This is a genomic window from Bacillus thuringiensis (assembly GCF_001182785.1).
Taxonomy (GTDB): Bacteria; Bacillota; Bacilli; order Bacillales; family Bacillaceae_G; genus Bacillus_A; species Bacillus_A thuringiensis_S.
The window spans coordinates 1,570,251-1,595,478 of record NZ_CP012099.1 but is presented as its reverse complement, the minus strand read 5'-3'; the positions used below and the strand labels follow the sequence as shown (position 1 = coordinate 1,595,478).

Below are 25,228 nucleotides of genomic sequence, written 5' to 3'. Positions count from 1 at the left end.
GTGACAACATGCCCATTACGAATCGATTTTCTACCACCACTAACGGCGCACTCGCTATTACAGGAAATACTTTAGGCTTAAGTAAAATTAGTAATCAAAACCGTGCTGGTACAATCGGGGCAATTGGTGCATTCGCAACTACGAATACTGCTTTACAAGTACCTACTTTTCCTGCTGGTACAACGTTAAACTATACACAAAATAGTTCTACCGCTATTTTAAATATCCCTGCTGGTAGTACTATTCTTTACGCCGAACTCGTTTGGGGTGGAAACTATTTATCTCGTGATCAAAACATTACGAGTGTATTAGGAAACCCAGTTTCTTTTTCAACACCTGTTTCAACATACTCGATTACTCCTTCAGCTGTTACGGCTTCAAATCAAACATTTGTTTCAAACTCTATTACATTTGGCTTTTACACTCGTTCGGCAGACGTAACAACTCTTATTCAAGCGGGAGGTTCTGGTTCCTATACTACAGGATCGGTTCCTGGACTTGTAGATCCTATAGATGCTTCTAATGGAACAATTAATTCGGCTGGATGGACGCTTATCGTCGCTTATCAAAACGGCACATTGCCAGCAAGAAACTTAACCATTTATGTAGCGGGTAACCGTGTTTCTGCAGAAACTGGTAGTGCCGATGTATCTGTTTCTGGATTTTTAACACCTTCCGGAGGACCAGTAAGCGGGAGATTATTTTTAAGTTCTACGGAAGGAGATGCAGATTTAACCGGGGATCAAGCTTTATTTGGACCAAATTTCAGTTCATTAAATGCTTTATCCGGACCAAACAATGCTATAAATAATTTCTTCGGTTCTCAAGTTAATAATGCTGCAGGGAACTTAGATACAACAGGGACATTTGGAACGCGAAATCAAAGTGCTTCTACAAGTACAAACATCTCCGCAGGAAGACAGGGCTGGGACATTACTTCCATTGACATTTCCTCTTATTTAACAAACTCACAAGTATCCGCCGCAATCCGTTTAACTACTAACGGAGATGCATATATGTTAAATACAGTCGGCTTACAAATTAATATAAACTCCCCAAATATTCAAGCAACGAAAAGCGTGAATAAAAGCGTTGCTGCAATTGGAGATATTCTCACTTATACAGTTACTATCCCTAACACCGGGCTTCTTCCTGCCAATAACGCTATTTTTATAGATAGTCTCCCTAACGGTACTTCTTTTATACCCGGCACTGTAACAGTAGATAACGTACCACAAACAAATGCAAATCCCGCGGCTGGTATATCTCTTGGAACAATTAATAATGGTACTTCTCGCACAGTAACCTTCCAAGCTACTGTCGTTTCTCTTCCAAGTCAAAATCCTATCTCTAACACTGCGAATATTACATTTCAATATACACCAATCGCCGGAGGAACAACCTTTAACGGTCTTGCAACAAGCAATTCTGCTGGAACACAAATTAACCTGGCAGATATTAATGGAACAAAATCAGTCAACAAACTTTTTACCGATATTGGTGAAACATTAACTTACAGTATTGCCTTAGCTAATATAGGAAATATCGCTGCAACAAATGTTATATATACGGATCCGATTCCTAGCGGGACTACTTTCATTCCAGGGAGTGTAACTGTGAACGGAGTTACTCAAGCTGGCGCAAATCCCGCTAATGGTATATCAATTGGATCAATTGCCGCAAATTCTACTACTACTATTTCATTTCAAGTATTCGTTCCTTCTACCCCCCAAACAAATCCAATATTAAATAGTGGTACAACAACATATCAATACATTCCTGTACCAAATCAACCTGCAGTAAGTGGGACTGATACGACCAATATCGTATCTACTCAAGTGAATAACGCTACTGTAACAATGGCAAAAGCAGTAGATAAAAATTTCGCAGATATTGGTGATACACTAACGTACACCGTTTCCTTTACAGGTACAGGTAATACAAATGCGAACAATGTTATTTTTACAGATATCATTCCTACTGGAACAACTTTTGTTCTAAACAGTTTAACAATAGATGGCACGACACAGGTGGGCGCAAATCCCGCTACCGGCGTGAACATTGGATCCATCCCAAGCGGCACAATAAAAAATGTTGCATTTCAAGTAGTAGTAAACACAATACCCGCGTCAAATGTCGTATCTAACGGATCAAGCGCTTCTTATCAATATACCGTCAACCCTAGCCAATCTCCCGTTACAAAAAACATTTCTTCTAATCTCGTTTCCACTCAAATTAACAATGCGAATTTAACTTTAACAAAATCAACTAACAAACAATTTGCCACAATTGGCGAAACGATAAGTTATACAATCCTTATTACAAACAGCGGAAATGCAGCCGCTAATAACGTTCAACTAACAGATCCACTTCCAAACGGAACGATATTGACTCTTGGTACTGTAACACTAAACGGAGTTTTGCAGAATGTAGATTCTCTCGTTGCTTTACCTATCGGCACAATTCCTGGTGGAGCTACTTTTACCTTATCCTTTCAAGTAACAGTCATTAACATCACTGCCCAAAATCCTATCATTAATAACGCTTTCGCCTCTTATATTTACACTGTAAATCCAAGTTTGCCACCGACTTCAAAAACAGCAAATTCTAATTCTGTTACATCAACAATTAGACTAGCAAATCTCCATGTTAATAAATCTGTAGATAAAACGTTTGCGGAAGTTGGCGATGTATTAACTTACACCTTTGCTCTTACTAACGATGGAAATGTTGCAGCGAACAATGTATTACTATCTGATTCAATTGCGAATGGAACCGCCTTTGTCCCAAACAGCGTTATAGTTAACAGTGTTACTCAGCCAGGCGTTACACCAGCTAGCATCAATATTGGTAGCATCAATGCTAATACTACAATTACAGCTTCATTCCAAGTAGTAATAACTAGCATTCCAAATCCAAACCCTATTTCAAATAGCGCTTCCATCTCCTATAACTTTATCGTTGATCCAAACACTTCACCTGTAAGTAAGAACACTACTTCAACCACTACATTTACTCAAGTAAACGATGCAAATGTCATTTCAGCCAAAACAGTGGATCGAGCGTTCGCTACCGTAGGGGATATATTAACTTATACTGTTACTTTGACGAATGCAGGAAGTGTTTCTGCTGATAGCCCTACTTTCGTAGATACGAATCCAGACGGTACTACCTTTATTCCAAACACTTTTCTTATTAATGGTGTACTTCAAAATAACGCAGATCCAAATATAGGTGTTCCACTACCTTCCATTGCTGCTAATGGCTCACTTACTGTCTCTTATCAAGTAACCGTCACCTCTTTACCAACACAAAACCCAACATTAAATTCATCTAGTACACAGTATAGCTTTATTCTAAATCCGGGCGATCCACCAACTATAGAAACATCTGTAAGTAACACTGTAAGTACACAAATTAATTTAGCAAATGTAGTGATTGTCAAAGAAGTAGATTTAACTATCGCCGATGTCGGGCAACCAATCACATATACAATTTCTTTAGCTAATCTTGGCAATACTACAGCAAATAATGTTATCGTTACCGACATAATCCCTAATGGCACCACAATCGTACCAAATAGTATTTTTATAGGTGGTGCTTTACAACTAGGTGCAGACCCTAGTACCGGTCTTCAAGTCGGCTCCATTCCTTCAGGTGGTTTTACAACGATTGTTTTTCAAATAAGTGCAAATGGGCTACCTTCACCAAACCCAATTCAAAACAGCGCTGCACTTCAATATAGCTTTATCGCTGATCCAAACTTACCTGCTCTTGTTAGAAACGCCGCTAGCAATATAGTAACTACACAAATTAATACTGCTAATATTGTTGCTACAAAACTAACGAGTACAAACTTCGCTGATATTGGTGATGTCATACTATATGCGACTATTTTAACGAATAACGGGAATATCCCTGCTGCTAATGTAACATTTACAGATATCATTCCAGCGGGTACCCTCTTCATTCCTAATACTGTAACGATTAATAATGTCCCTATAGCTAATGCAAATCCTGCTAACGGCATTTCAATTGGTACGATAGGAGCGAGTTCATCAAGCACCGTTGCATTCCAAGTTTTTGTACCAACTATCCCTGCTGTAAACCCAATTACAAATCAATCAGGCACAACATTCCAATATACGTATGATCCATCCAAACCTGCTGTGATGCAGATGGTTGCTTCTAACACTGTACAGACAACTATTAATAACGCCTCAATTGCCGCTACTAAATCGGCAGATAAACAGTTTGCTAACGTAAATGATATTATTACGTACACGACTACTTTAACGAATAACGGGAACACACTTGCATCAAATGTAATATTTACAGATGTAATTCCAAATGGGACATCGTTCATCCCTAATAGTGTTACTGTAAACGGGAATACACTGCCTAATGTCAATCCAGCAAGCGGAATTGCAATCGACCCAATAAATCCGAATGCAAATACGATTATCTCATTCCAAGTACAAGTAAATTCTATCCCGAATCCAAATCCAATCCCGAACCAAAGCAATACAACGTACCAGTATGTCGTAGATCCTAACTTACCTCCAGCATCCGCCAATACGTTAAGTAACGTAATAACAACTCAAATTAATAACGCTACTATTGTCGCTACTAAGTCTGTGAATACACCGACAGCTGCAATTGGTGATATTGTTACCTATACGATTGCAGTAACAAATACAGGTAATATCCCTGCTAGTGCAACTGTTTTAACAGATGGGCTTGGCGCAGGAGCTTCATTTATCCAAAACTCCGTAACTATCAATAATGTTCCACAACCAGGATTAGATCCATCACTTGGTGTTCACTTGGCAGATATTTCGCCAGGAGATACTGTATTCATTACTTTTCAAGCACAAATTTTAGCGATACCACCTAGTGGCACATTAACAAATAATGCTCTTGTAAATTATGAATATACCGTTAATCCAAACCAATCTCCTGCTGTTGGTAGCACCGTAACAAATACAACAGTTACACCAATTATTGACGCTACTTTAGTAATAAATAAAAGCGCTAGTACAACTTTCGCTACAATTGGTGATACAATTACATTCACTTCATCTATTACAAACACCGGAAATACTATTGCGAACAACATTACTTTTACTGATACAATTCCAAACGGTACTACCTTTATCTCAAATAGCTTTAAGATAAATGGTGTAACCGTTCCGAATGCAAATCCACAAAACGGTATCAATATTGGTAACTTGAATTCAAATGCATCTGCTACACTCAGTTTTCAAGTAAACATTACAACACTTCCAAACCCTAATCCAATCCCGAACAAATCATCGCTTCAATATAGCTTTATTGTAGATATAAATGAACCGCCAGTTTTACGAACAATTAAATCTAATAAAACTTTTACACAAGTAAATACTGCTTCTGTTATCGCAACAAAAACTGCAAGCAGTGCTTTTGCTGCTGTTGGAGATACAATTACGTATACAACTACCCTCACCAATAGCGGAAATACTACCGCAAACACACCTGTTTTTATCGATATATTACCACCTGAACTTTCATTCATTCCCGATAGCGTACAAATTAATACCATCCCACAACTTGGATTTAGACCAGATAGCGGGATCTCTTTAGACTCAATTCCAGTTGGAGGAACGACAACAATTAGCTTTCAAGCAATCGTTGGCTCAATACCAGCTACAAACCCAACGTTGAACCAATCTAGCACGACATACTCGATTATTGTGGATCCTACCCAGCCGCCGGTGACAGAAACCGCTACTAGTAATCCAACTTTAGTTCAAATAAATGAAGCAATTATTCAAGCAACGAAAAGTGTAGATCGACTATTTTCTGACGTAGCACCTGGAAATTCATTTTTAACGTACACTGTTTTATTGGATAATATAGGAAACACAACTGCTACGAATATCATTTTTACAGATCCAATTCCAAATAACACAATATTTATAACAGATAGCGTTCGAGTAGGCGGAGTCTTATTACCTGGGGTAAATCCAGCGAATGGGATACCAATTGGGGATATTATTGCAGGAGATTTTATAAACGTTACCTTCCGTGTGCAAGTAGTTAGCATTCCAAATCCAATTTTCACAATTGGACCTGGGGGTCCAAACTCACCTGTTGTAAACGGAGCTTCTATTGATTATCAATTTATGACAGGACCTAATTTACCACTCGTTTCAAGAAATACGACATCTAATCCCGTTTCGACACAAATAAATTCTGGGGAAATTGTGGCAATCAAATCTGTAGATAAAACTTTCGCAACAATTGGCGATACAATTTCTTATACGATTACATTAAGTAACCCTGGAAATGTCACTTCACAAAATATAATTTTCACAGATATTTTACCTGACGGAACAACATTTATTTCCGGAGCTCTTACAAACGATTCTGGTACACAGCAAATCGGAAATACAGCTAACGGGATTCAGATTGGAAATATAAACCCAAATGGAACGGCCGTGATTACTCTCAACGTACTTGTTACAAACATTCCAAGTATAAATCCAATTTCTAATTCTAGTTCTGTACAATTTGCACATGTGGTCGATCCTAGCCAACCTGCCGTATCACAAACGAATGTATCTAATGCGGTTTCGACAACTATTAATAGTGCAATTTTAACAACCCAAAAAAGTGCTGATAAATCTATAGTTTCAGTTGGAGATACGATTACGTATACAACTACTATTACCAATACAGGAAATACAGCCGCAACGAATATTACTTTCACAAGCGCTATTCCAGCTAGCACTACCTTTATACCAAATTCAGTCACAATCAATGGTGTTCAGCAGTCTGGTGTGCAACCAGCACTTGGAGTAAACATACCAAATATCGCTCCTGGTGAAACAGTAACTGTTACTTTCCAAGTAAATGTTATTTCTGTTCCCCCTTCCAGTTCAATTATGGGTAATGACACAATTTTATATTCTTATACTGTTGATCCTAACAGCGCTCCTGCTACTACCTCTACTTCAACGAATATTGCTACAAACCCTGTATTAGATGCTATGATAACGATGGTAAAATCGGTCGATCAAACGCTTGTAACACTAGGCGATACCATTACCTATACGACAATTTTAACGAATAGCGGTAATACAAATGCAACGAATATTACTTTCACTGACCTTATACCAGATGGCACAACATTTATTACTGACAGCGTTACAATAAATGGAATCACACAAATTGGATTGAATCCTAATACAGGCATAACGATTGGATCAATTGCTCCTAACAGCTCAATATCTATAGTATTTCAAGTGACCGCTACTTCTACCCCTGTTCAAAATCCTATTGCCAATTCCGCTAATGCTTCTTACACATTTATCGCTGATCCAAATGCACCGATTGTTTCAAGAAATGTTACTTCAAACACAACGTTTACTACAATTAATACTGCTACCATTCTTTCATCGAAACAAGTTGATAAAGCTTTTAGCCATATCGGAGATACACTCACTTATACTGTCACTTTAACAAACAATGGAAATTCCTCCGCACAAAATGTTATTTTCACAGATGCTATGCCGAGCGGAACTACATTTATTACAAATTCATTTTCTATTAATGGAATTCCTCAAAGTGGTGCGGATCCAACAAACGGTGTAAATATTGGGCCGATAACAGCTGGGGCTACAATAACTGTTTCATTCCAAGTAAATGTGACCTCATTACCAACCCAAAACCCAATTGTAAATTTCTCATCAACATCGTACCAATTAGTCTCACCACCTGATGCAGAAACTTCAATTAGTAATCCTGTTTCAACACAAATTAAAGAAGCAATATTATCTATGACGAAAAATGAAAGTGTATCCTTTGCAGATATCGGGCAAACTGCTTTTTATACTACTTCTATTACCAATATAGGCAATACCGATGCAACTAATATAGTATTCACAGATGCATTACCAAGTGGACTCACATTTGTTCCTAACACATTAACGGTCGATGGCGTTTTACAACCGAATGCGAATCCAAATACAGGTGTATTACTTGCAACACTTCCACCAAATGAAATATATAGTATCGTCTTTCAAGTTACAGTGAACAGCATCCCACCTATTAATCCTGCACCAAATACAGCAGCAACGACGTATGAGTTTACTGTTGATCCTGTTAATCCTCCCATTTCAAGTGCAGCTACTTCCAACACTACACTTCTTCAAATAAACACCGCAACTATTATTAGCACAAAAACAGCAGACCTTACTTTTGCGGATATTGGTAATACAATAACATTTACACTTAACCTCCCTAATACCGGGAATGTGACCGCAACTGATGTTACCGTTATCGATATACTTGATAGCAATTTAACTTTTGTTTCAAATAGTTTCACAGTTAATGGGCAAACCATTCCAAACGTGGATTTATCTACTGGTGTAAATATTGGTTTCATTAACGGCGGTAATGCGGCAATCGTCACATTCCAAGCAACTGTTACCACACTTCCTACACTTAATTCTATTTCCAATTCTGCTTCTATCACATATCATTATGTCGTTGATCCTAGCCAACCATCTATTACAACGTCCAATCAATCTAATACAACGACCACACAAATTAATAGCGCTATCCTTACTGCACAAAAAAATTCAAATGTATCTACGGCAGATATCGGGCAGGATATTACCTACACCGTTACAATTACAAATAGCGGCAATGTTAGTGCATCAAATGTTATTTTTACCGACCTTATTCCAGACGGAACTTCATTTGAACCGAATAGTTTTACACTGAACGGAACTAGCATCCCAAATGCAAATATCATTACAGGCGTTCCAATTGGTGATATCGCGCCAAACCAGTCTGTAATCGTAGCATTTCACATTAATGCCAATGAAATTCTACCTATAAATCCAATTACTAATCAAGCTAGCGTTAGCTTCCAGCATATCGTTAATCCAGCTAATCCTCCAGTTTCAAAAAACATTGCTTCTAATAGCGTTTCAACACAAATTGAAAGTGCAATTTTAAACACTACTAAAATAGGAGATAAAACATTTGCAACGATCGGTGATACGATTACGTATACAACGACTATTAGGAACACAGGCAATATTCCTGCTAACAACGCTATTTTTTCAGACCCTATACCATCGTGGACACAATTTGTTGCAGGATCAGTTGTTGTTGATGGCACTCCATTACCATCGGCTTCTATCATTGACGGTGTTGGCATAAATACAATCAATCCAAATCAAACTGTTACAATCATATTCCAAGTACAAATCGTAAGTAATCCAACAACGTTCACACCTGAACTCCAAAACTTAGGATTTGTTAACTTCCAATATAACGTAGGCAATGCATTACAGGCTCAACCTGGCAATGTGGAAACGAACGTCTTCGTTACCTCTATTAATTCAGCAATACTTTCAGCTGTAAAAACTGCTAATACAGCCTTTGCAAATATTGGAGATACGATCACTTATACAGTTTTGATTCAAAATAGCGGCAATACAAATGCAACGAATGTAAATTTCTCAGACATGGTTCCAGCAGGTACGACCTTTGTTGAAAATAGTTTTGCTGTAAATGGAAGTACCATTCCAGGCGCAAATCCAAATAATGGAGTTAATGTCGGAACAGTTAGTGCAGGTAGTTCCTTAACCGTTACTTTCCAAGTCATAGTTACATCAACTCCACCTTCAAATCCAATTACAAACGTAGCATCTATTCAATACGCATTCATCGTTGATCCGGCCTCTTCTCCTGTTACAGGCACGATAAATTCTAATAGCGCTTCAACACAAATTAATAACGCAACTGTTACAACTGTTTTACAAGCAAATCGAACAATCGTATCTATCGGGGATATAATTACGTATACAGCAACATTAACGAATACTGGAAACTTCCCTGCAAACTCTGTATTACTCATTAACGGAGTTCCTGAAGGAGCATTATTTGTTCCAAATAGTGTTACGCTCAACGGGATTTCACTTCCAGATGCAAGTCCAACTCTTGGTATTCCAGTTGGTATTATCGCACCAGGTGATTCCGCTACTATTACGTTCCAATTTCTTGCAAGTTCTATTCCACCGCAAGGAGCGATTATAAATCAAGCACTTACAAGTTACACGTATATTGTCGATCCAAGTCAACCTCCTGTTACAGCAACATCCTCATCTAATACAGTTAATACAGCTGTTGTTGATGCATCATTATCCGCAATTAAAAGTACAGATTCTCTCGTACAATCTACTGACGGTACAATCACTTACACAGTAGTCGTTCAAAATAACGGAAATACTACTGCAAATACAGTTACTTTAACAGATTTGGTCCCAGAAGGAACTGCATTTATTCCGAATAGCGTAACTATTAATAACGTTTCCGTTCCAGGTGCTGATCCTAACATAGGAATACCAGTAAACCCCATCGCACCGTCAGAAATCGTCACTGTAACATTCCAGGTTATCGTTCAATCTATTCCAAGCGTGAACCCAATTTCTAATACAGCCCGTATTGACTACACTTTTATCGCCGATCCAACTGCTCCTATCATCTCTCGAACAATTACGTCTAATCCCGCTTTCACACAAATTTCAGATGCGACTATCCTTTCTTTAAAAGGAGTCAATGCACAACAAGCAACAACAGGTGATATTTTGACTTATACGATAACACTAGAAAATACCGGAAATATTCCAGCTACTAATCTCATATTTTCAGATACTATTCCCCAAAATACTACATTCGTAGAAAATAGTTTTACACTTAACGGAACAACTATACTTGGTGCCAATCCAAATGTAGGTGTTACTTTGCCTACCCTAGTAGCAAACGCTACTCATCTTATTTCGTTCCAAATTCTTATTAACGATTCATTCTCGCAAGAATCGATTACAAATCAATCCAATACAACATATACAATCCAACCAGACCCAGGGCAACCGCCTATTAGTGAAACATCTACTAGTAATATCGTCATTACAAATTTCGTGCAAGCACAATTGACAATTACAAAAACATCCAATCCAACAACTGTAGATATCGGTGGAACTATACTTTATATTTCTGAAGTGAAAAATATCGGTAATGTTGACGCAATAAATATTAATTTCACAGATTCTATTCCAACTGGGACTACATTCGTTCCCGATAGTGTCACAATTAACGGTGTCCTTCAGCCAGGTGTAAATCCTGAAAACGGAATACCAATTGGAACAATTCCAGCAAACAGTTCCAAAACGATACTATTTCAAGTGCAAACAAATAATCCACCTACTGAAACCGAAATTGTAAATCAATCTTCAGCAACTTACCAATATGTAAGTATCCCTACAGCCCCACCAGTAAATCGCTCTGCAAATTCTAACATTGTTACAACATCACTTCAAAACGCAAATATTATTTCTGTTAAAAGCGCGGATGTAACTTTCGTATCAATCGGGCAAATTATTACCTACACAAATACACTACAAAATATAGGAACCGTTCCAGCTAACAATACCGTGTTCATTGATAACATTCCGGAAGGTACTATATTCATTGAAGATAGCTTAGCAATAAATAATGTCATTCAGCCTGGTGCGAACCCAGAGAATGGCGTAACTCTCGGCACGATACAACCAGATGAAACAGTCACTCTTTCATTCCAAGTACAACTTACAAATATACCAGAGGGCAATACAGTCATTAATATTTCAGACACTTCGTACGAATACCAAATTGAACCTAGTTCTCCAATTATTCAGCGTAGATCGTTATCAAATGCAGTAAATACTGAAGTGCGGACGGCAAATGTTAGCGCCATTAAATCCGCCAATAGATCCATTACACGTATCGGTCAAATCATCACATATACAGTCGCAGTTACAAACGCTGGTACAATACCTATTACAAATACGCTTCTACTTGACGCAATTGCTGCTGGCACCACATTCGTTCCAAATAGCATTCTTGTAGATGGCGTACCAAGACCTAACGAAAATCCAATTACCGGTATCAATCTTGATATAACTCTTCCAAATAATACGATTATTGTTACGTTCCAAGTAAGCGTAGTCTCTATACCGCCACAAAATAACATTAATAATATCGCCGTCATTCACTATGAGTATCGACCAGACCCAAGCGCACCACCAATTTCAGAAACAACCTCTTCCAATGCTACAAATATACAATTTATTGATGCTATTCTTATTGCTACAAAATCCGCTAATACTGTATTAGCTAACATTGATGAAACCATTGAATATACAGTATTCATTCAAAATAATGGATCGACTACAACTAACTCCATCTTTTTTACAGATACTATAGCGGATGGAACAGTATTTATTCCAGGAAGTGTAATAGTTAACAATACTGTACTTCCTGCAGCAGATCCGAATATCGGCTTTTCTATCCCTAATGTTGCAGCAGGTCAAATGGCTACAATAACATTCCAAGTTTCCGTTACGAATTTACCTGCTGTAAATCCAACACCTAATACTGCAAACATCGGCTACGACTTTATTTTCAATCCTGACTTTGCACCAATTCAAAAATCTACTACTTCCAATACCACTTTCGTTCAAATTAATGATGCTGATATCATTTCACTTAAAACGGTTGATTTGACCTCTGTAACAATTGGTGACATTTTAACTTATACAACAACTTTAACGAATACAGGGAATACGGATGCCACTGCTGTTGTATTTACAGACAATATACCTGATGGAACAACCTTTATTGACGGTAGCGTTTTAGTAAATAACATCCCTCAGCTTAACGCCAACCCAAGTGCAGGTATACTTGTAGGAACGATTGCTCCTAATATTTCTATCCCAGTCACATTTTCTGTTACCGTCGTAGCTCTTCCTGCTAGCGGCCATGTTCAAAATCAATCAACTTCTCGTTATACAATAAACGTGGAAGAACAAATATCGACTAGCAATATTACTTTCACTGAAGTTATTTCTGCTAATGTAATTGCGACAAAAACAACGCCTATCCAATATGCTGACTTACAAACTATCATCCCTTATACAATTTCCATCATAAATAACGGAAATATACAAGTCGAAAACATTATTGTTACAGATATCATCCCAGCAAATACGAGCTTTATAGAGAATAGTGTTATCGTGAACGGCAACGCTCGGCCAAATGACAACCCTCTTAACGGTATACAAATTGATAACATTCCGCCTAATACGACAGCAACTATTCTATTCCAAGTACGGGTTACTTCGATTCCACAAACAAATCCAATCTCTAACACGAGTACAATTGAATATGAATACACGGTACCAGATCGACCACCTATTACCGAAACTATTATTTCATCAGCTGCCGCAACAGAAATTAATCACGCGAATTTGAATAGTAATAAAGCTGTTGACCTTGCATTTGCAACGGTTGGTGATACGTTAACGTATACGATTACACTAAATCAAACCGGTAATGTTGCAGTAAATGATGTAATCATTCAAGATATTATTCCTCAAGGTACTACGTTTATAGAAAATAGCGTCATTGTAAACGGAGAAACTCTTCCAGGAGTGAATCCAGTAAGCGGCATACCAATTGGTACTATAATTGTAGATGGAGATGCTATCGTTTCATTCCAAGTAACTGTGACTACTATTCCAACACCAAATGAACTAAACAACAACGCAATTACTACTTTTAACTATATAGTCAACCCAAATAACATACCCGTTACAAATACGACTACAACAAATACCGTCACAACTACTGTCCAAAATGATAATGTCATTGCCATAAAATCTGTTGATGTAACAAATGCCTTATCCGGTCAAACTTTAACGTATACGATTACAATTACGAATAGCGGTAATGTAACGATTGAAGACCTTCTTGCTATAGACACCATACCAATAGATACGACTTTTGTTGCTGGTAGTGTTACGATTAACGGAATCAATCAGCCTAATGAGAATCCTGAAAATGGTATTACGTTAGGAAATCTTGCTCCTAATGACTCTGCTATTATTACGTTCCAAGTGACAATATCTTCTTCTACTCTTCAACCTACAATTAATAACGATGCTTCTGTTTCCTATACCGTTATCATTGATCCAACAAAACCACCTATTACAATTACAAAGCAAACAAATACCGTTACAACGACAGTCATTGATCCGATGGTTCGTATTGAAAAAACAACTGACAAATCTATTGTCGTTATAGGAGATATCATTACATTCACATTAGCGGTATTTAATCACTCCCCAATTCCGACAATCAGCACTTCTGTTATAGACACAATTCCAGCTGGTACAACATTTATAGAAAACAGCGTAACAATTAACGGTACTCCCGTTCCAAATGTTCGTCCAGACACTGGTATTAATATCGGCTCTTTACCTGCAGATTCAGTAGCAACTATAACATTCCAAGTTCTCGTAACTTCTATTCCTTCAAATAGTACAATTATAAATTCTGCAACAGTTACCGCTGCCTTTCAATTGACACCACAGGATCCAATTATTACTTTCATTGTTAATTCAAATATCGTTCGTATACCAGTTCAATTTATAACTACAACAGTCACGAAAAATGCTTCCGTCAGCTCAGCTTATTTAAATCAATATTTTGATTACACGGTGCGTATTACAAATACTTCCGAAATTTCACTCTCAAATATTTCTTTACAAGATACCATTCCAGCAAGTTTACAATTTATAAACGGCACTGTCTTTATTAACGGTGAACGCTCTCCACTAGCGAATCCGAATATCGGTTTCCTAGTTGCCACTAATTTAGAGCCAAACGAAACAATTATCGTGTTCTTCACAGTACAAGTAATAAGTCCACCTGTTAATAATCAATTTAAAAATACGGCCAATATTTCGTTACAACTTCAAGTCTCGCCTACCGATCCACCAATTACAGTAACCGTTACAAGTAACGAAAACATCGTCACCTTTGTTCCAGAAAATCCAGATGAAACACTTCCAAATTTAAATTGCTTCTTTGACGGTGAACGCTTCATTCGCATTACTCCTCGAAATGTACGAAATTACCTTTGGACTTGGATTTGGTGGAAGTAATTTAAACAAAAAAAAGAGATTGTAGTTTGGTTGAAACCAAATTACAATCTCTTTTTCATTACCTTTATCACACTACAATGGAACTCGTCCAAGGATATATAATTAAATATCATCTTAAGTTATCTTAGTCGTAATAAGTTGGCCAGCTTCATTAATAGTAACTTTCCATTTCACTCCACTAGCAGTCTTCATGATTATACCTTTACTTGCCTCTATTTCAATATCTCCAAACATTCTTCCACCAGTTGTCGCTAACCAAGCGCTCCCATTTTCCATAGAAGACCTTGCAAAAATACGATTAATTCGAAAACGCTTATGATCTTGAGAATACCCACTTAATGTAATTCTAACTTTATATAACTGACTCGCCTTCATATTCGATATAATTGTATCGCCAACATTTAATGGAACATCCAACGCAATAACCCAACTTCCAGTTGCACTTAATGCATATTCAATTTTAATTTTCTTTGGACTCTCTCCCCACCCAAAATACATTCCAAAACAATTTAACATTTGTATTGGTTTTTTCGTAAAATCCAGTTCAATTACAACTGGATTACTATCTGGAACGTCAATATAGTTTACACTTTGTTCATCTATTAAATTAAAGCAATTTGTGAGATTCCCCCCGTACGGCACTTTCCCACTTACTTGCTTAACATTATATTTCTGCTGAGCATTTACTAAAATATCATCTTGGTTTCCTATTAAATGAGGTCTATTTAACGTCAACGGTAACTGAATTCGTAGGGATTCTTCATAAGTAGACTTACAAACATTGTATTGTCCTTTATCTACAATAGTTGTCGAAAGCAGATTTGAAAAAAGGTAGTTACGATGAGAATTGGAAGAAAATTCAATAACAATTTGTTCACTACTCATCCGGTACGTATCCCAAATCATACAATCAAATGTATTATACGCACCTGAGCAACGAATTACTTTTTTCGTTTGTTGTCTACATTGCACTTGAATATCATGAAACGTATTTCCTGAACTTTCATTTGGCAAATCACTATTTCCATCGACTTCAATCCCATACCCACACCCATCAATAAAAATAGATTGAAATACATTGGCGTTAATCCAGCAAGGTGTATTGATATCATCTATATACTCTGTTTTCAAATATATTGCAGTTTGAAAGTTTTTAATTTGAATAAATTTAACTTGAAAGAAACTAATATAATCCCATACCTTTTGACAATAAAAGTGTATAGCTTTTCCCTTATACGATGGAGTTGTATTTATTATATTTATATTTGATATAACAGATTGATTAGGTACTTCGATTTGTTGTGAACCAGAAACATAAATGACAGCAGATTGAAACAATGAATTTATAACTTGAATAGTACCACCAACAATCGAAGCGTTACTTTGTAGCTCAAACGCATTAAAATCCCCATCAATTTGCAGCGTTACGGTAGGATCTAACTCTAATCTTACGTTTGATTTAATAACAATCGGCTTTACAATTTTGTACGTATTTACCCCTGTAATTCTAACCGTCGAAATTCGATTCGCTACACAATAATCAATAGCTTGCTGAATTGCTAATGAGCTATCATTTCCCGAGTTTGGAACTGCGCCAAAACAATCGATGTGAACGCTACCTTCTGGCGCACAATCTTCTTGGGAAGAAATATATTCTGACAAAATAAATTCACTCCTCATATTACCTTTTTCATATAATATGTGAGTTCTCTCTTAAAAGTTTCTATAATAAAAAAAACAAACGACCTACCCGGTCATTTGTTTAATTCATATATATTTTTCGTTTCTTCTATCATTTTAGTTAACGAGAAATACCTCACTGCTTTCTCTCGTGCTTTCAATCTAATATCATTTACCTTTTCTTCATTACCTTGTAGTTCCTCAAGCGCACTTGCAAATTCCGATTCGCAATATTCAGATATCAAAACACCTGATTCTCCATCTATTACCGCTTCATGTATTCCGCCAACATCTATCGAAACAATTGGTGTCCCTGTAGCCATCGCTTCAATTACTACCATTGGAAACACTTCACGAAAAGATAATAAAAGTAAGGCATCCATATTCCCAATAAACTCATGCGGCTCTGAAATATTCCCTAACATCTTTACACTCTGTTGCAATCCATATTTTTCTATTTCTTTCATAATCGATTCTTTCTCTGGTCCATCACCAGCAATATAAAACATAAAATCATTTCTCTTTTTCAATACATTTGCAATTTTTACAAATAGTTGATGGTTTTTCTCTTTGGATAATCTAGCTAATATCCCTATTTTATATGTAGATTCTTTCTTCTTCTGCTGGAATAAAAATTTTTCAATATCGACACCGTTATAAATTGTATTTATTTTTTCTTCTGCTACATGAATTGAAATTAAATTATTCTTTTCAAACTCACTTACTGTAATAATATTGTTTACATATTTATTCATGAAATAACGAAAAAGCGTTGGCATTTTCTTTTCTAATATCGTTACATTATGTTTCGTATAAACAATCTTTATCTTTTTTTTAATAAACTTTTGAATTAGAAAAGCATATAATACCATTCGCAAACTATTTGCATGAATAAGCTCTATCTTTCGTTTACAAATTTCGTTTCGTAAATAATAAATATTTCTCAAATGATTCCATCGACTAAGTAATATAAAATTTTCTTTTCTAGTAAGAGATTCATATAGTTCTCCATCACCTGCAGCTGTATAAATCTTAAAATCATCATAACGCAAATTACTTTCCAATTTACAGAAATAGCTCTCAGCTCCGCCAGTTATCAATTTATCTGTCATCAACAGTATATTCATAATTGCGTCTTCCCAACTACATTGATTTTATTTTTTTTATAAGCATGATAAGCATACTTACTAAAATAGTAAAAAATTTGCACCGAATTCAGTCGTTCTTGTTCCCTTAACAATTTCCAATACCGGAAAGCTGCTCTAATTTTATTTCTAGAAACAGAATTTGTAACAATTCTATATTTTGCTAACACTTGCTGTATCCCTTTTGCTTCATACCCTTCATGTAATAAGTTCAGCCATAACGCTGTATCTTCCGGCTGTATACTAGGCATTTCGACATATGGAATTTTTTCACGATCAATCATCACTGTTAAACAACCGATAATTGTATTTCCTACTAAATAATGATAGTCAACAGATTTTGGTGCACTCACTTCGCGATTTAATTCATTACCATTTTCATCAATTAAACTATACGACGCATATGAAAAAGCAATATTCATTTCTTCCATAAATAACAATTGTGTCTTCAATTTATGTGGCAACCATATATCATCACTATCTAAAAAGGCAATGTACCTTCCTCTTGCCTCTTTGATCGCTAAATTCCGAGCTTTAGCAGCACCGACATTTTCTTTTAATGATAATAACCTAATTCGTGAGTCTCCTTCTATTATCTCTTTAATTTTTGCGGCAGATTGGTCGGTTGAACAGTCATCAACGATAATCATTTCCCAGTTTTCATACGATTGATTCTGTACAGATGAAATTGTCTCACCTATAAATCGTATACTATTATAAGAAGGTGTTATTACAGAAACATAAGGCGGCTCGTTATGTGCTGATAGACATTTTACCATCTATCTTTCCCCTTCCTTCATATATTGAAATATACTTCACAACAACTGCTAAAAATAAAAAGAACGCTTCGTTAATAATGAGTGACAATGACATCATCTGAAATAAAAATGCAATCATAGTCAATAGAAGATATGGTTTTTCACGAAACAAAGTATGCTGCGCTAACTTGAACATTAATATGAATAAAAACGCGCTATATAGAAGAAAACCAATTGTACCCGATTCAGACAAAATTTCTAAAAATGTATTGTGTACATATAATTTTTCATTAAATTGATACTCATAATAATTCGAAAAGTTAAAAGCACCAATTCCAATATATGGATTGGATAAATAATATTTAAAAGCAGCTTCCCATAATGTAAATCTACCACTTCCATTATCATGAGAAAAATCAGAAATTCGTTTATTTAATATGTCATCTAATTGGCCCCCGATTACACTGTTCGATAAACTAAAAATAACTACACTAAACAATACTAAACTCATAATTATTTTTATTTTTTTGGCGAAACTAGACATACATATATATACAAAAACGACAAGCACAAGCGCTAATATACCACCCCTTGAAAAGGTTAATAGACTCGTCGTAACACATAAAATTAACCCTAGGATGTTAGTGATATTTTGTAAATTCGTCATATAGTACATAAAAAATATTGTATTATAGAAAATAAAAATGTTAGGATCATCTAGCAATCCAATTAACCGTGGATATCCTCTATCCACTAATAACCCAGCAAAAATTTCTCTCTCTTCTCCACCGTATAAACTAAAGTATTGTAAACCGATTATATAGAGTATTAGACTTACAACATTAAATACTACTCCTACATAAGCAATAGATGATTCAAGTACCACTATTTCAGTATTCCCCAATAAATTCCTCATTATAAAATAGCATCCTAAAACGAGTAGCACGCCAAAAATCATACGAATACTAGCATTTAAATACATAGAAAGAATTCCACTTAAACAATAAATGAAATAAAACAGTAAAAATACAACTTCATGAAAATATAACTTTTGAATATGAAAGTTTTTAATTGTTAAACAAAAATATATGACTAAAAAAATCATATATATCTTCAATGAAAATCCAATATATAAATTGTATTTACTTAACATAACAAATAATATTAGAAGAATAATCCATCCCATCGATACTTTCATATTATTTTCCATAGGCTATATCCCCTGTTTCGTAATATAATCCTTTTTGCGTATTTTTCTTATAAAAGAAAGAAGAAGTTTTTTCAGCTCATAATCATATAGGAATATGGCAGCTACTACGATTAGTATATTAAGAACAAGCGCAATTAAATGATATGTATGCAATATATATTGCACTCCAATAAAGGTTACACCAAAATAAATTGTATACGGTATTACAATTTGGAATACAATTTTTTTCTTCACTACACTTACCGCTATGTATCCCACTAAAGCGACGATTTCAAATAAAACCATAGCATATGCCGCTCCTATCACTCCACCAATACTACTAAAGCTATAAAGCATAACCCCACCTATCACCAATGCTACACACTGCACAACAGTCCTCTTATTTTGACATCCACTCGTCGTTAAACCGTCAGCAATGGCAATATTTAAACTTTGTAGCACAATAAGAAATGATAATATTTGGAGTGGTTCTACTGCATTGCTCCATTCTTCATGAAAAAATATAGAAATAAAGTATGGTGCTAAATGATATAAACCGATCGTCATAGATATTCCTACAATCGCCATTGATTTAATTTGAAGTAAATTTAATTTCGTATGCTCTTCTATATTATTCTGGTTATAATGCTTAAAGAGCACTGGAAAAAATGCACCTGCAATCACCCCTGGTACTTGATATAAAGCTGCCGGCATCCGGTACGCCACTGCAAAAACACCTACCATACTTAATGGTAATGTATAGTTAAGCAAGATAGGCGCTAATTGTGGCGTACTCATTATTAAAAAACCGCTAATAATAAAGGGAGTTAATTGCCAAAATAACGCTTTATGAATTACGACTTTCATATTCATATTCATTTTCGTCTTTCTTCTCATGGTATATATACTGAATAAACCACCCATCATATACCCAAAAGCATATAAGCGAGCCGTTACATACACCGGTAACTCTCCGAAAATACAAAAACATGTAATTATAATGACAACTGATGCTGATACAACTTTTATGAGCGCTATATACTTCATACGTTCCGTCAGTTGAAAATAGACAATCCCTATGTTTTGCCAAGTTAATCCTATTAACATGAAAAACATTACGTTTATCATCATATAAATTAAATTTTTATCCGCATACATATAATGAATAGCAATATAACCGATGATAGAAATAAAAATAAGTAAAATCATCCTTATTTTTATATACGATGATAAAATCTTCTCTAAATCTGCCCCATCCTTTGCCCCTTCTCGAAGAAACGTATTACTAAGTCCTAAGTCTGTAAAAAATAACATAACAAACGTCACTGCTATGGCAACACTAAACATCCCATAATGTTGTGCGTTAAAAAAGTTTGCTAAAATAATTAAACTGACAGCCTGAAGAAGGTTAGCTAAAATCGTACTATAAAATAGATGGATAATATTATTTAGAATAGATCTACCCATACCAGTTCTCCTTTGCAAGTAACCTACTTACATATGTTGTTTGTTTGCATATAAATTTATCTTGCACCATTACCGTTCAATACAATTAAAACGGTCTTACATAAAATACGGATGTCCATCCGAATCGTTTTCATTTCAATATACTCCATATCCAGCCTCAACTTTTCCTTTGGATCAAGATTATATCCTCCATTTATTTGTGCCCATCCTGTTAATCCTGGTTTTACCATTAAACGATCCTTAAATTCTGGAATATACGTATCAAATTCATTATAAAAAAACTCTCTTTCTGGTCTAGGGCCTACAAAAGACATATCTCCTCTTAAAATATTTAAAAGTTGCGGTAATTCATCAATTCTCGTTTTCCTTATAAACAATCCAACTTTTGTAATTCTTGGATCATGTTCTTTTGCCCATTGTGGGCCATTTATCTCAGCATCCTTTACCATCGACCTTAATTTAAATACATTAAACTTCTTCCCGTTTATACCTAAACGTTCTTGAAAGTAAATTGGAGCCCCTGATGTTTCTAAAGTAATCATAATACAAAAGAACAACATAATTGGTATCGTTAATAGTAACAATATGAGTGAAAATATAATATCAAACAAGCGTTTTACACTTCGATTCAATATGCTAGGCTTCTCTTGAGCCGGAATCGTATACAACTTGGCTTGATTTGTTTCACGAATCATGGATCGTTACCCCCACATTCAAGAATATAAAATTATACCTATTAATTCACATTCTTTCCTATTTATATCAGCTATTACTTTTTGCACTGTACGTAGTGAATCTTTTCGCTTTTTAACTGCTAAGACCACTCCATCGCATTTCCCTGCAATAATGTGCGTAGCAGGAAGCTCAAATACTTCAGAAGAATAAAAGAAAATGTAATCAAAATCTTCTTTCCACTTAGCAATCGCATTATCAAATTCATCCATAGCAACTAAGGGCGTCCCTGTGTGTACTGTTTTTTTTGCAGGAATACAATATAAGTATTTAGACAAATTACTAGAAAAAGATTCATAATTACAGGGGGAAGAGCTTATGATATCATTTACTGTTATCATGTGATCACTTTGTAATAATACATGTAGTTTAGGGTCAGAAAAATTCACATCAATAAGTAATACCTTTTTCTTCATTTCCGCAAACACTAGACCCATATTTACTATAAGCGAGGCAACAACCCCTCTGTCCTTCGTTGAACTAACTGTGAACAGTTGTTTTCCAGATTTTTTCAACTCGTGATACACCGTATAAAACTGCTCTTTCATCAGATCATCATGCAAATCGAATGGCAGCTGTTTCTTTGTCCTAAACATCGACATGTTCACCTCGATATATAGATGATTGTTTATCAAACTCTGTAGGTTTCTTTTTTCTATTCGGTTTCATATTTATGTGACCAATAACAGAGACTGTTGTTATTTTCTCTAAATCCTGTTCCACGTATATACGTTCATCAAAATAATCTCGAAATACAGCTAAACCTATCCCAACAAAAAAACTAACAATTAAAGAAATAGGAATAATCAGTTGAAATTTCGGAAACAATTTTTCAGCCTGTTCCTGTAACTCAGGATCAGTCAATACTTTCACTCCTTGTACATTTGTGTACTGTTGAAAGCTTTTTTGTGATTGCTCTGCCAATGTCTTTACAATGTCTTTCACGACTTTCGGATTGGAATCTTTTACTGTAACAGTTACAATTTGTGAGTTGTCCGTATTCACCACCGAGATTTTTTGTGCTAATTCATAACTTGATTGCTCTAATTTCAAAGTTTTTTTGACTGTTGAAATAATTAATGGGCTTTTTAAAATATCGACATACGATGTTACTAGTTGCTTATTTTCTTGTGTTTTATTTGTTGAATTTTCCTTATTAAACTCATCTAAATTCCCAACAAGAATTTGCGTTGAATATTGATATGACGGCTTTAAAACATACATAGAGATAAGAACTAAAGAAGCGGTTAAACAACACATCGTTAAAATAATCGTTACGAATCTTCTTTTCAATAATTGTTGAAAATCTTTTATACTCATTTCTTGCTTCAATTATTTCACCGCCCTTTTCTGAATAACATCCTGCAAGTCACTCTTTACAGATAACCCTTTCTCCTTTCTATCCACTTGTTTTGTTACATACTTTCCGACTCTGAATGCAAATTTTTCTACATATATATACGAAAGCATTGCAAATATAAACGAAAAAATAAGCGAGAAAATTAAAATAATAGGCAACGGTAATATTTCATGGAGCATGTATACAAGGGAAAATAACGATATAATATGATATAAATAAAGACTGTAAGAAATCTTCCCCAAATATAACAAGTATTTATTACGTAGCAAGGACGACAAAGTTGATATTGACAAGCTTAATATAACAAATAGACATGCACTTATCGCCACTACGTAGTCTCGAAATATAAAATTATTGAGCACTTTAATTTCTCCAATCAGTCCTTCATACATAAAAAGTAAAATCGCAAATAAAAACCATGCAATTTTCGTGTTTTTAGTACAATTACTATAAAAAACTATTAAATTATTTTTATACTTCGCAACTAGTGCTCCTAGTAAAAACAGCACCGTGTAATGCAACGTTAACGCATAGCTTGTTAATGTTAAGCCCGAGCGAAACAAAAATAATATTACGACAGAACATATACTAAAACTAAACAATAATAGTAATGAACGCCTTAACGTTTTTCGTAAACAAATCATCAAAATTAACGGAAAAATTATTGATATTCGCATTTCATGGACAAGTGACCAAATCACACCGTTATATGCATCTGTATTATATTTCCCAACCAATAAAATATGTTGCGCTATTAAGCTTGGAGAACTTTCAATCGTCCATGAGCGATTAAACCATTCACTTAAATAAGAAATACCATATTCACTAATTGTAGCCTGGCATATAATAGCTATAATTATTGCCACAATATAGGGAATATATATTCTGCATATACGTTTTAAAAGGTATGACCCGTAGCTACTATAGGTTTTTTGAATAGATTCATACAAAACAAATCCGCTCAAAACAAAAAAGATAATAACAGATTCGTTACCACTACTAAAAATAAGACGAGCAGGCGTTTCTTTTAATAGATACACAACAAATGGTTTATTATCTTCATAACTGTAATTTTGAAATGCTGAAAAAATCATTAAATGATGACCGATCATTACTATTAATGAAGAAATCCCTCTTATAGAATCCAATTCTTCGTATCTCTTCATCTTTTTACATCAACTCCTAATGAAATGATAATAATCATTTCAAAGCGACATCTTTATTCATATTCCTCTCCTTTCTTTTCATTCCAATTTTTCATATTAAAATGATTTTATAGTATAAATTTGAGTGTATTGTAACATTTTTTGTAATATTATGAATAGCGAATCTCAAAAATTGGTATATACCAATTTCAACCTCGAAAAATGAGTAATATTGATAGAAAAACACTATAAAAATATCTTGCATATTTACATAAATTAAAGAGATGAATAGCGTTTTTTCAATATAAAATAAAAAAGATAGCCTACATAGGCTATCTTTTTTATTTTATTTAATTACTGGCACCACTATATGCTACATGTCGTTTCTCAATTCTCTCTTCAATTTCTTTCATATTTTCTTTATTATTTAATAGTGATTGTTTATTTTCAATTAATAATTGTTTAAAAGATTTTCTCACTTTTTTTCTCATTTTCATTGTCCTCCTTGGGGGATGGTTTATATAAAAGATAAAGAATTATCTGTGTGTCCTTATAATAATTGATTGTTGTGAATTCTATTTGAACTTCATATGAAAATTCCGTTTATTTTCTGACAACTTTGTGAACACGAAAGAAAGACTCTCTAAAACTATGTTGAAATTAATTCACTTCATTATAAAAATTACTATTCCCATCAACTTTTATCATTAT

The 25,228-nt window shown here is 35.0% G+C and carries 11 protein-coding genes; 1 reads left to right on the top strand and 10 read right to left on the bottom strand.

What is annotated here, in order from left to right; all coding sequences use genetic code 11:
* Positions 1–8 precede the first annotated feature (8 nt).
* Positions 9–15,041, top strand: coding sequence for a DUF7507 domain-containing protein (locus tag AC241_RS08370; RefSeq protein ID WP_050843124.1), 15,033 nt, complete (start codon positions 9–11; stop codon positions 15,039–15,041).
* A gap of 114 nt (positions 15,042–15,155) precedes the next feature.
* Here AC241_RS08370 and AC241_RS08365 read toward each other — a convergent pair whose 3' ends face one another.
* From AC241_RS08365 to AC241_RS08320, 10 genes are all read right to left on the bottom strand, one after another.
* On the bottom strand, positions 15,156–16,703 hold the full coding sequence (locus AC241_RS08365) for a glycoside hydrolase family protein (protein ID WP_050843122.1): 1,548 nt from the start codon (positions 16,701–16,703) through the stop codon (positions 15,156–15,158).
* Positions 16,704–16,795: 92 nt separating this feature from the next.
* Positions 16,796–17,848 (bottom strand): glycosyltransferase family 4 protein, encoded by a 1,053-nt coding sequence (locus AC241_RS08360; RefSeq protein ID WP_050843120.1) that lies wholly within the window; start codon positions 17,846–17,848, stop codon positions 16,796–16,798.
* Positions 17,845–18,645, bottom strand: a complete 801-nt coding sequence (locus tag AC241_RS08355) for a glycosyltransferase family 2 protein (RefSeq protein WP_016082218.1) — start codon at positions 18,643–18,645, stop codon at positions 17,845–17,847. The genes AC241_RS08360 and AC241_RS08355 overlap by 4 nt, the downstream gene beginning before the upstream one ends.
* Complete coding sequence (locus tag AC241_RS08350) at positions 18,620–19,834, bottom strand: O-antigen ligase family protein (protein ID WP_050843118.1); 1,215 nt, start codon at positions 19,832–19,834, stop codon at positions 18,620–18,622. Before AC241_RS08350 ends, AC241_RS08355 begins: the two co-directional genes overlap by 26 nt.
* Before the next feature lie 3 nt (positions 19,835–19,837).
* Positions 19,838–21,280, bottom strand: a complete 1,443-nt coding sequence (locus tag AC241_RS08345; protein WP_050843116.1) for an oligosaccharide flippase family protein — start codon at positions 21,278–21,280, stop codon at positions 19,838–19,840.
* 56 nt (positions 21,281–21,336) lie between these two features.
* The gene (locus AC241_RS08340) at positions 21,337–21,975 is read right to left on the bottom strand and encodes a sugar transferase (RefSeq protein WP_016082220.1); all 639 of its coding nucleotides are present in this window, start codon (positions 21,973–21,975) and stop codon (positions 21,337–21,339) included.
* An 18-nt stretch (positions 21,976–21,993) separates the two neighbouring features.
* The gene (locus AC241_RS08335; RefSeq protein ID WP_016082221.1) at positions 21,994–22,614 is read right to left on the bottom strand and encodes a CpsD/CapB family tyrosine-protein kinase; all 621 of its coding nucleotides are present in this window, start codon (positions 22,612–22,614) and stop codon (positions 21,994–21,996) included.
* Positions 22,601–23,344: a YveK family protein gene (locus AC241_RS08330; protein WP_016082222.1), complete on the bottom strand. Its 744-nt coding sequence runs from the start codon at positions 23,342–23,344 to the stop codon at positions 22,601–22,603. Before AC241_RS08330 ends, AC241_RS08335 begins: the two co-directional genes overlap by 14 nt.
* Positions 23,345–24,538, bottom strand: a complete 1,194-nt coding sequence (locus tag AC241_RS08325) for an acyltransferase family protein (protein ID WP_016082223.1) — start codon at positions 24,536–24,538, stop codon at positions 23,345–23,347. It lies immediately after the preceding gene.
* A gap of 329 nt (positions 24,539–24,867) precedes the next feature.
* The gene (locus tag AC241_RS08320) at positions 24,868–25,008 is read right to left on the bottom strand and encodes an FbpB family small basic protein (protein WP_001228048.1); all 141 of its coding nucleotides are present in this window, start codon (positions 25,006–25,008) and stop codon (positions 24,868–24,870) included.
* Positions 25,009–25,228 lie beyond the last annotated feature (220 nt).

What these genes read in the sequence shown, in the direction of transcription:
- AC241_RS08370 (WP_050843124.1), top strand. Translation starts at nt 9, where the DNA reads ATGCCCATTACGAATCGATTTTCTACCACCACTAACGGCGCACTCGCT.
- AC241_RS08360 (WP_050843120.1), bottom strand. Translation starts at nt 17,848, where the DNA reads ATGAATATACTGTTGATGACAGATAAATTGATAACTGGCGGAGCTGAG.
- AC241_RS08355 (WP_016082218.1), bottom strand. Translation starts at nt 18,645, where the DNA reads ATGGTAAAATGTCTATCAGCACATAACGAGCCGCCTTATGTTTCTGTA.
- AC241_RS08350 (WP_050843118.1), bottom strand. Translation starts at nt 19,834, where the DNA reads ATGGAAAATAATATGAAAGTATCGATGGGATGGATTATTCTTCTAATA.
- AC241_RS08345 (WP_050843116.1), bottom strand. Translation starts at nt 21,280, where the DNA reads ATGGGTAGATCTATTCTAAATAATATTATCCATCTATTTTATAGTACG.
- AC241_RS08340 (WP_016082220.1), bottom strand. Translation starts at nt 21,975, where the DNA reads ATGATTCGTGAAACAAATCAAGCCAAGTTGTATACGATTCCGGCTCAA.
- AC241_RS08335 (WP_016082221.1), bottom strand. Translation starts at nt 22,614, where the DNA reads ATGTCGATGTTTAGGACAAAGAAACAGCTGCCATTCGATTTGCATGAT.
- AC241_RS08325 (WP_016082223.1), bottom strand. Translation starts at nt 24,538, where the DNA reads ATGAAGAGATACGAAGAATTGGATTCTATAAGAGGGATTTCTTCATTA.
- AC241_RS08320 (WP_001228048.1), bottom strand. Translation starts at nt 25,008, where the DNA reads ATGAGAAAAAAAGTGAGAAAATCTTTTAAACAATTATTAATTGAAAAT.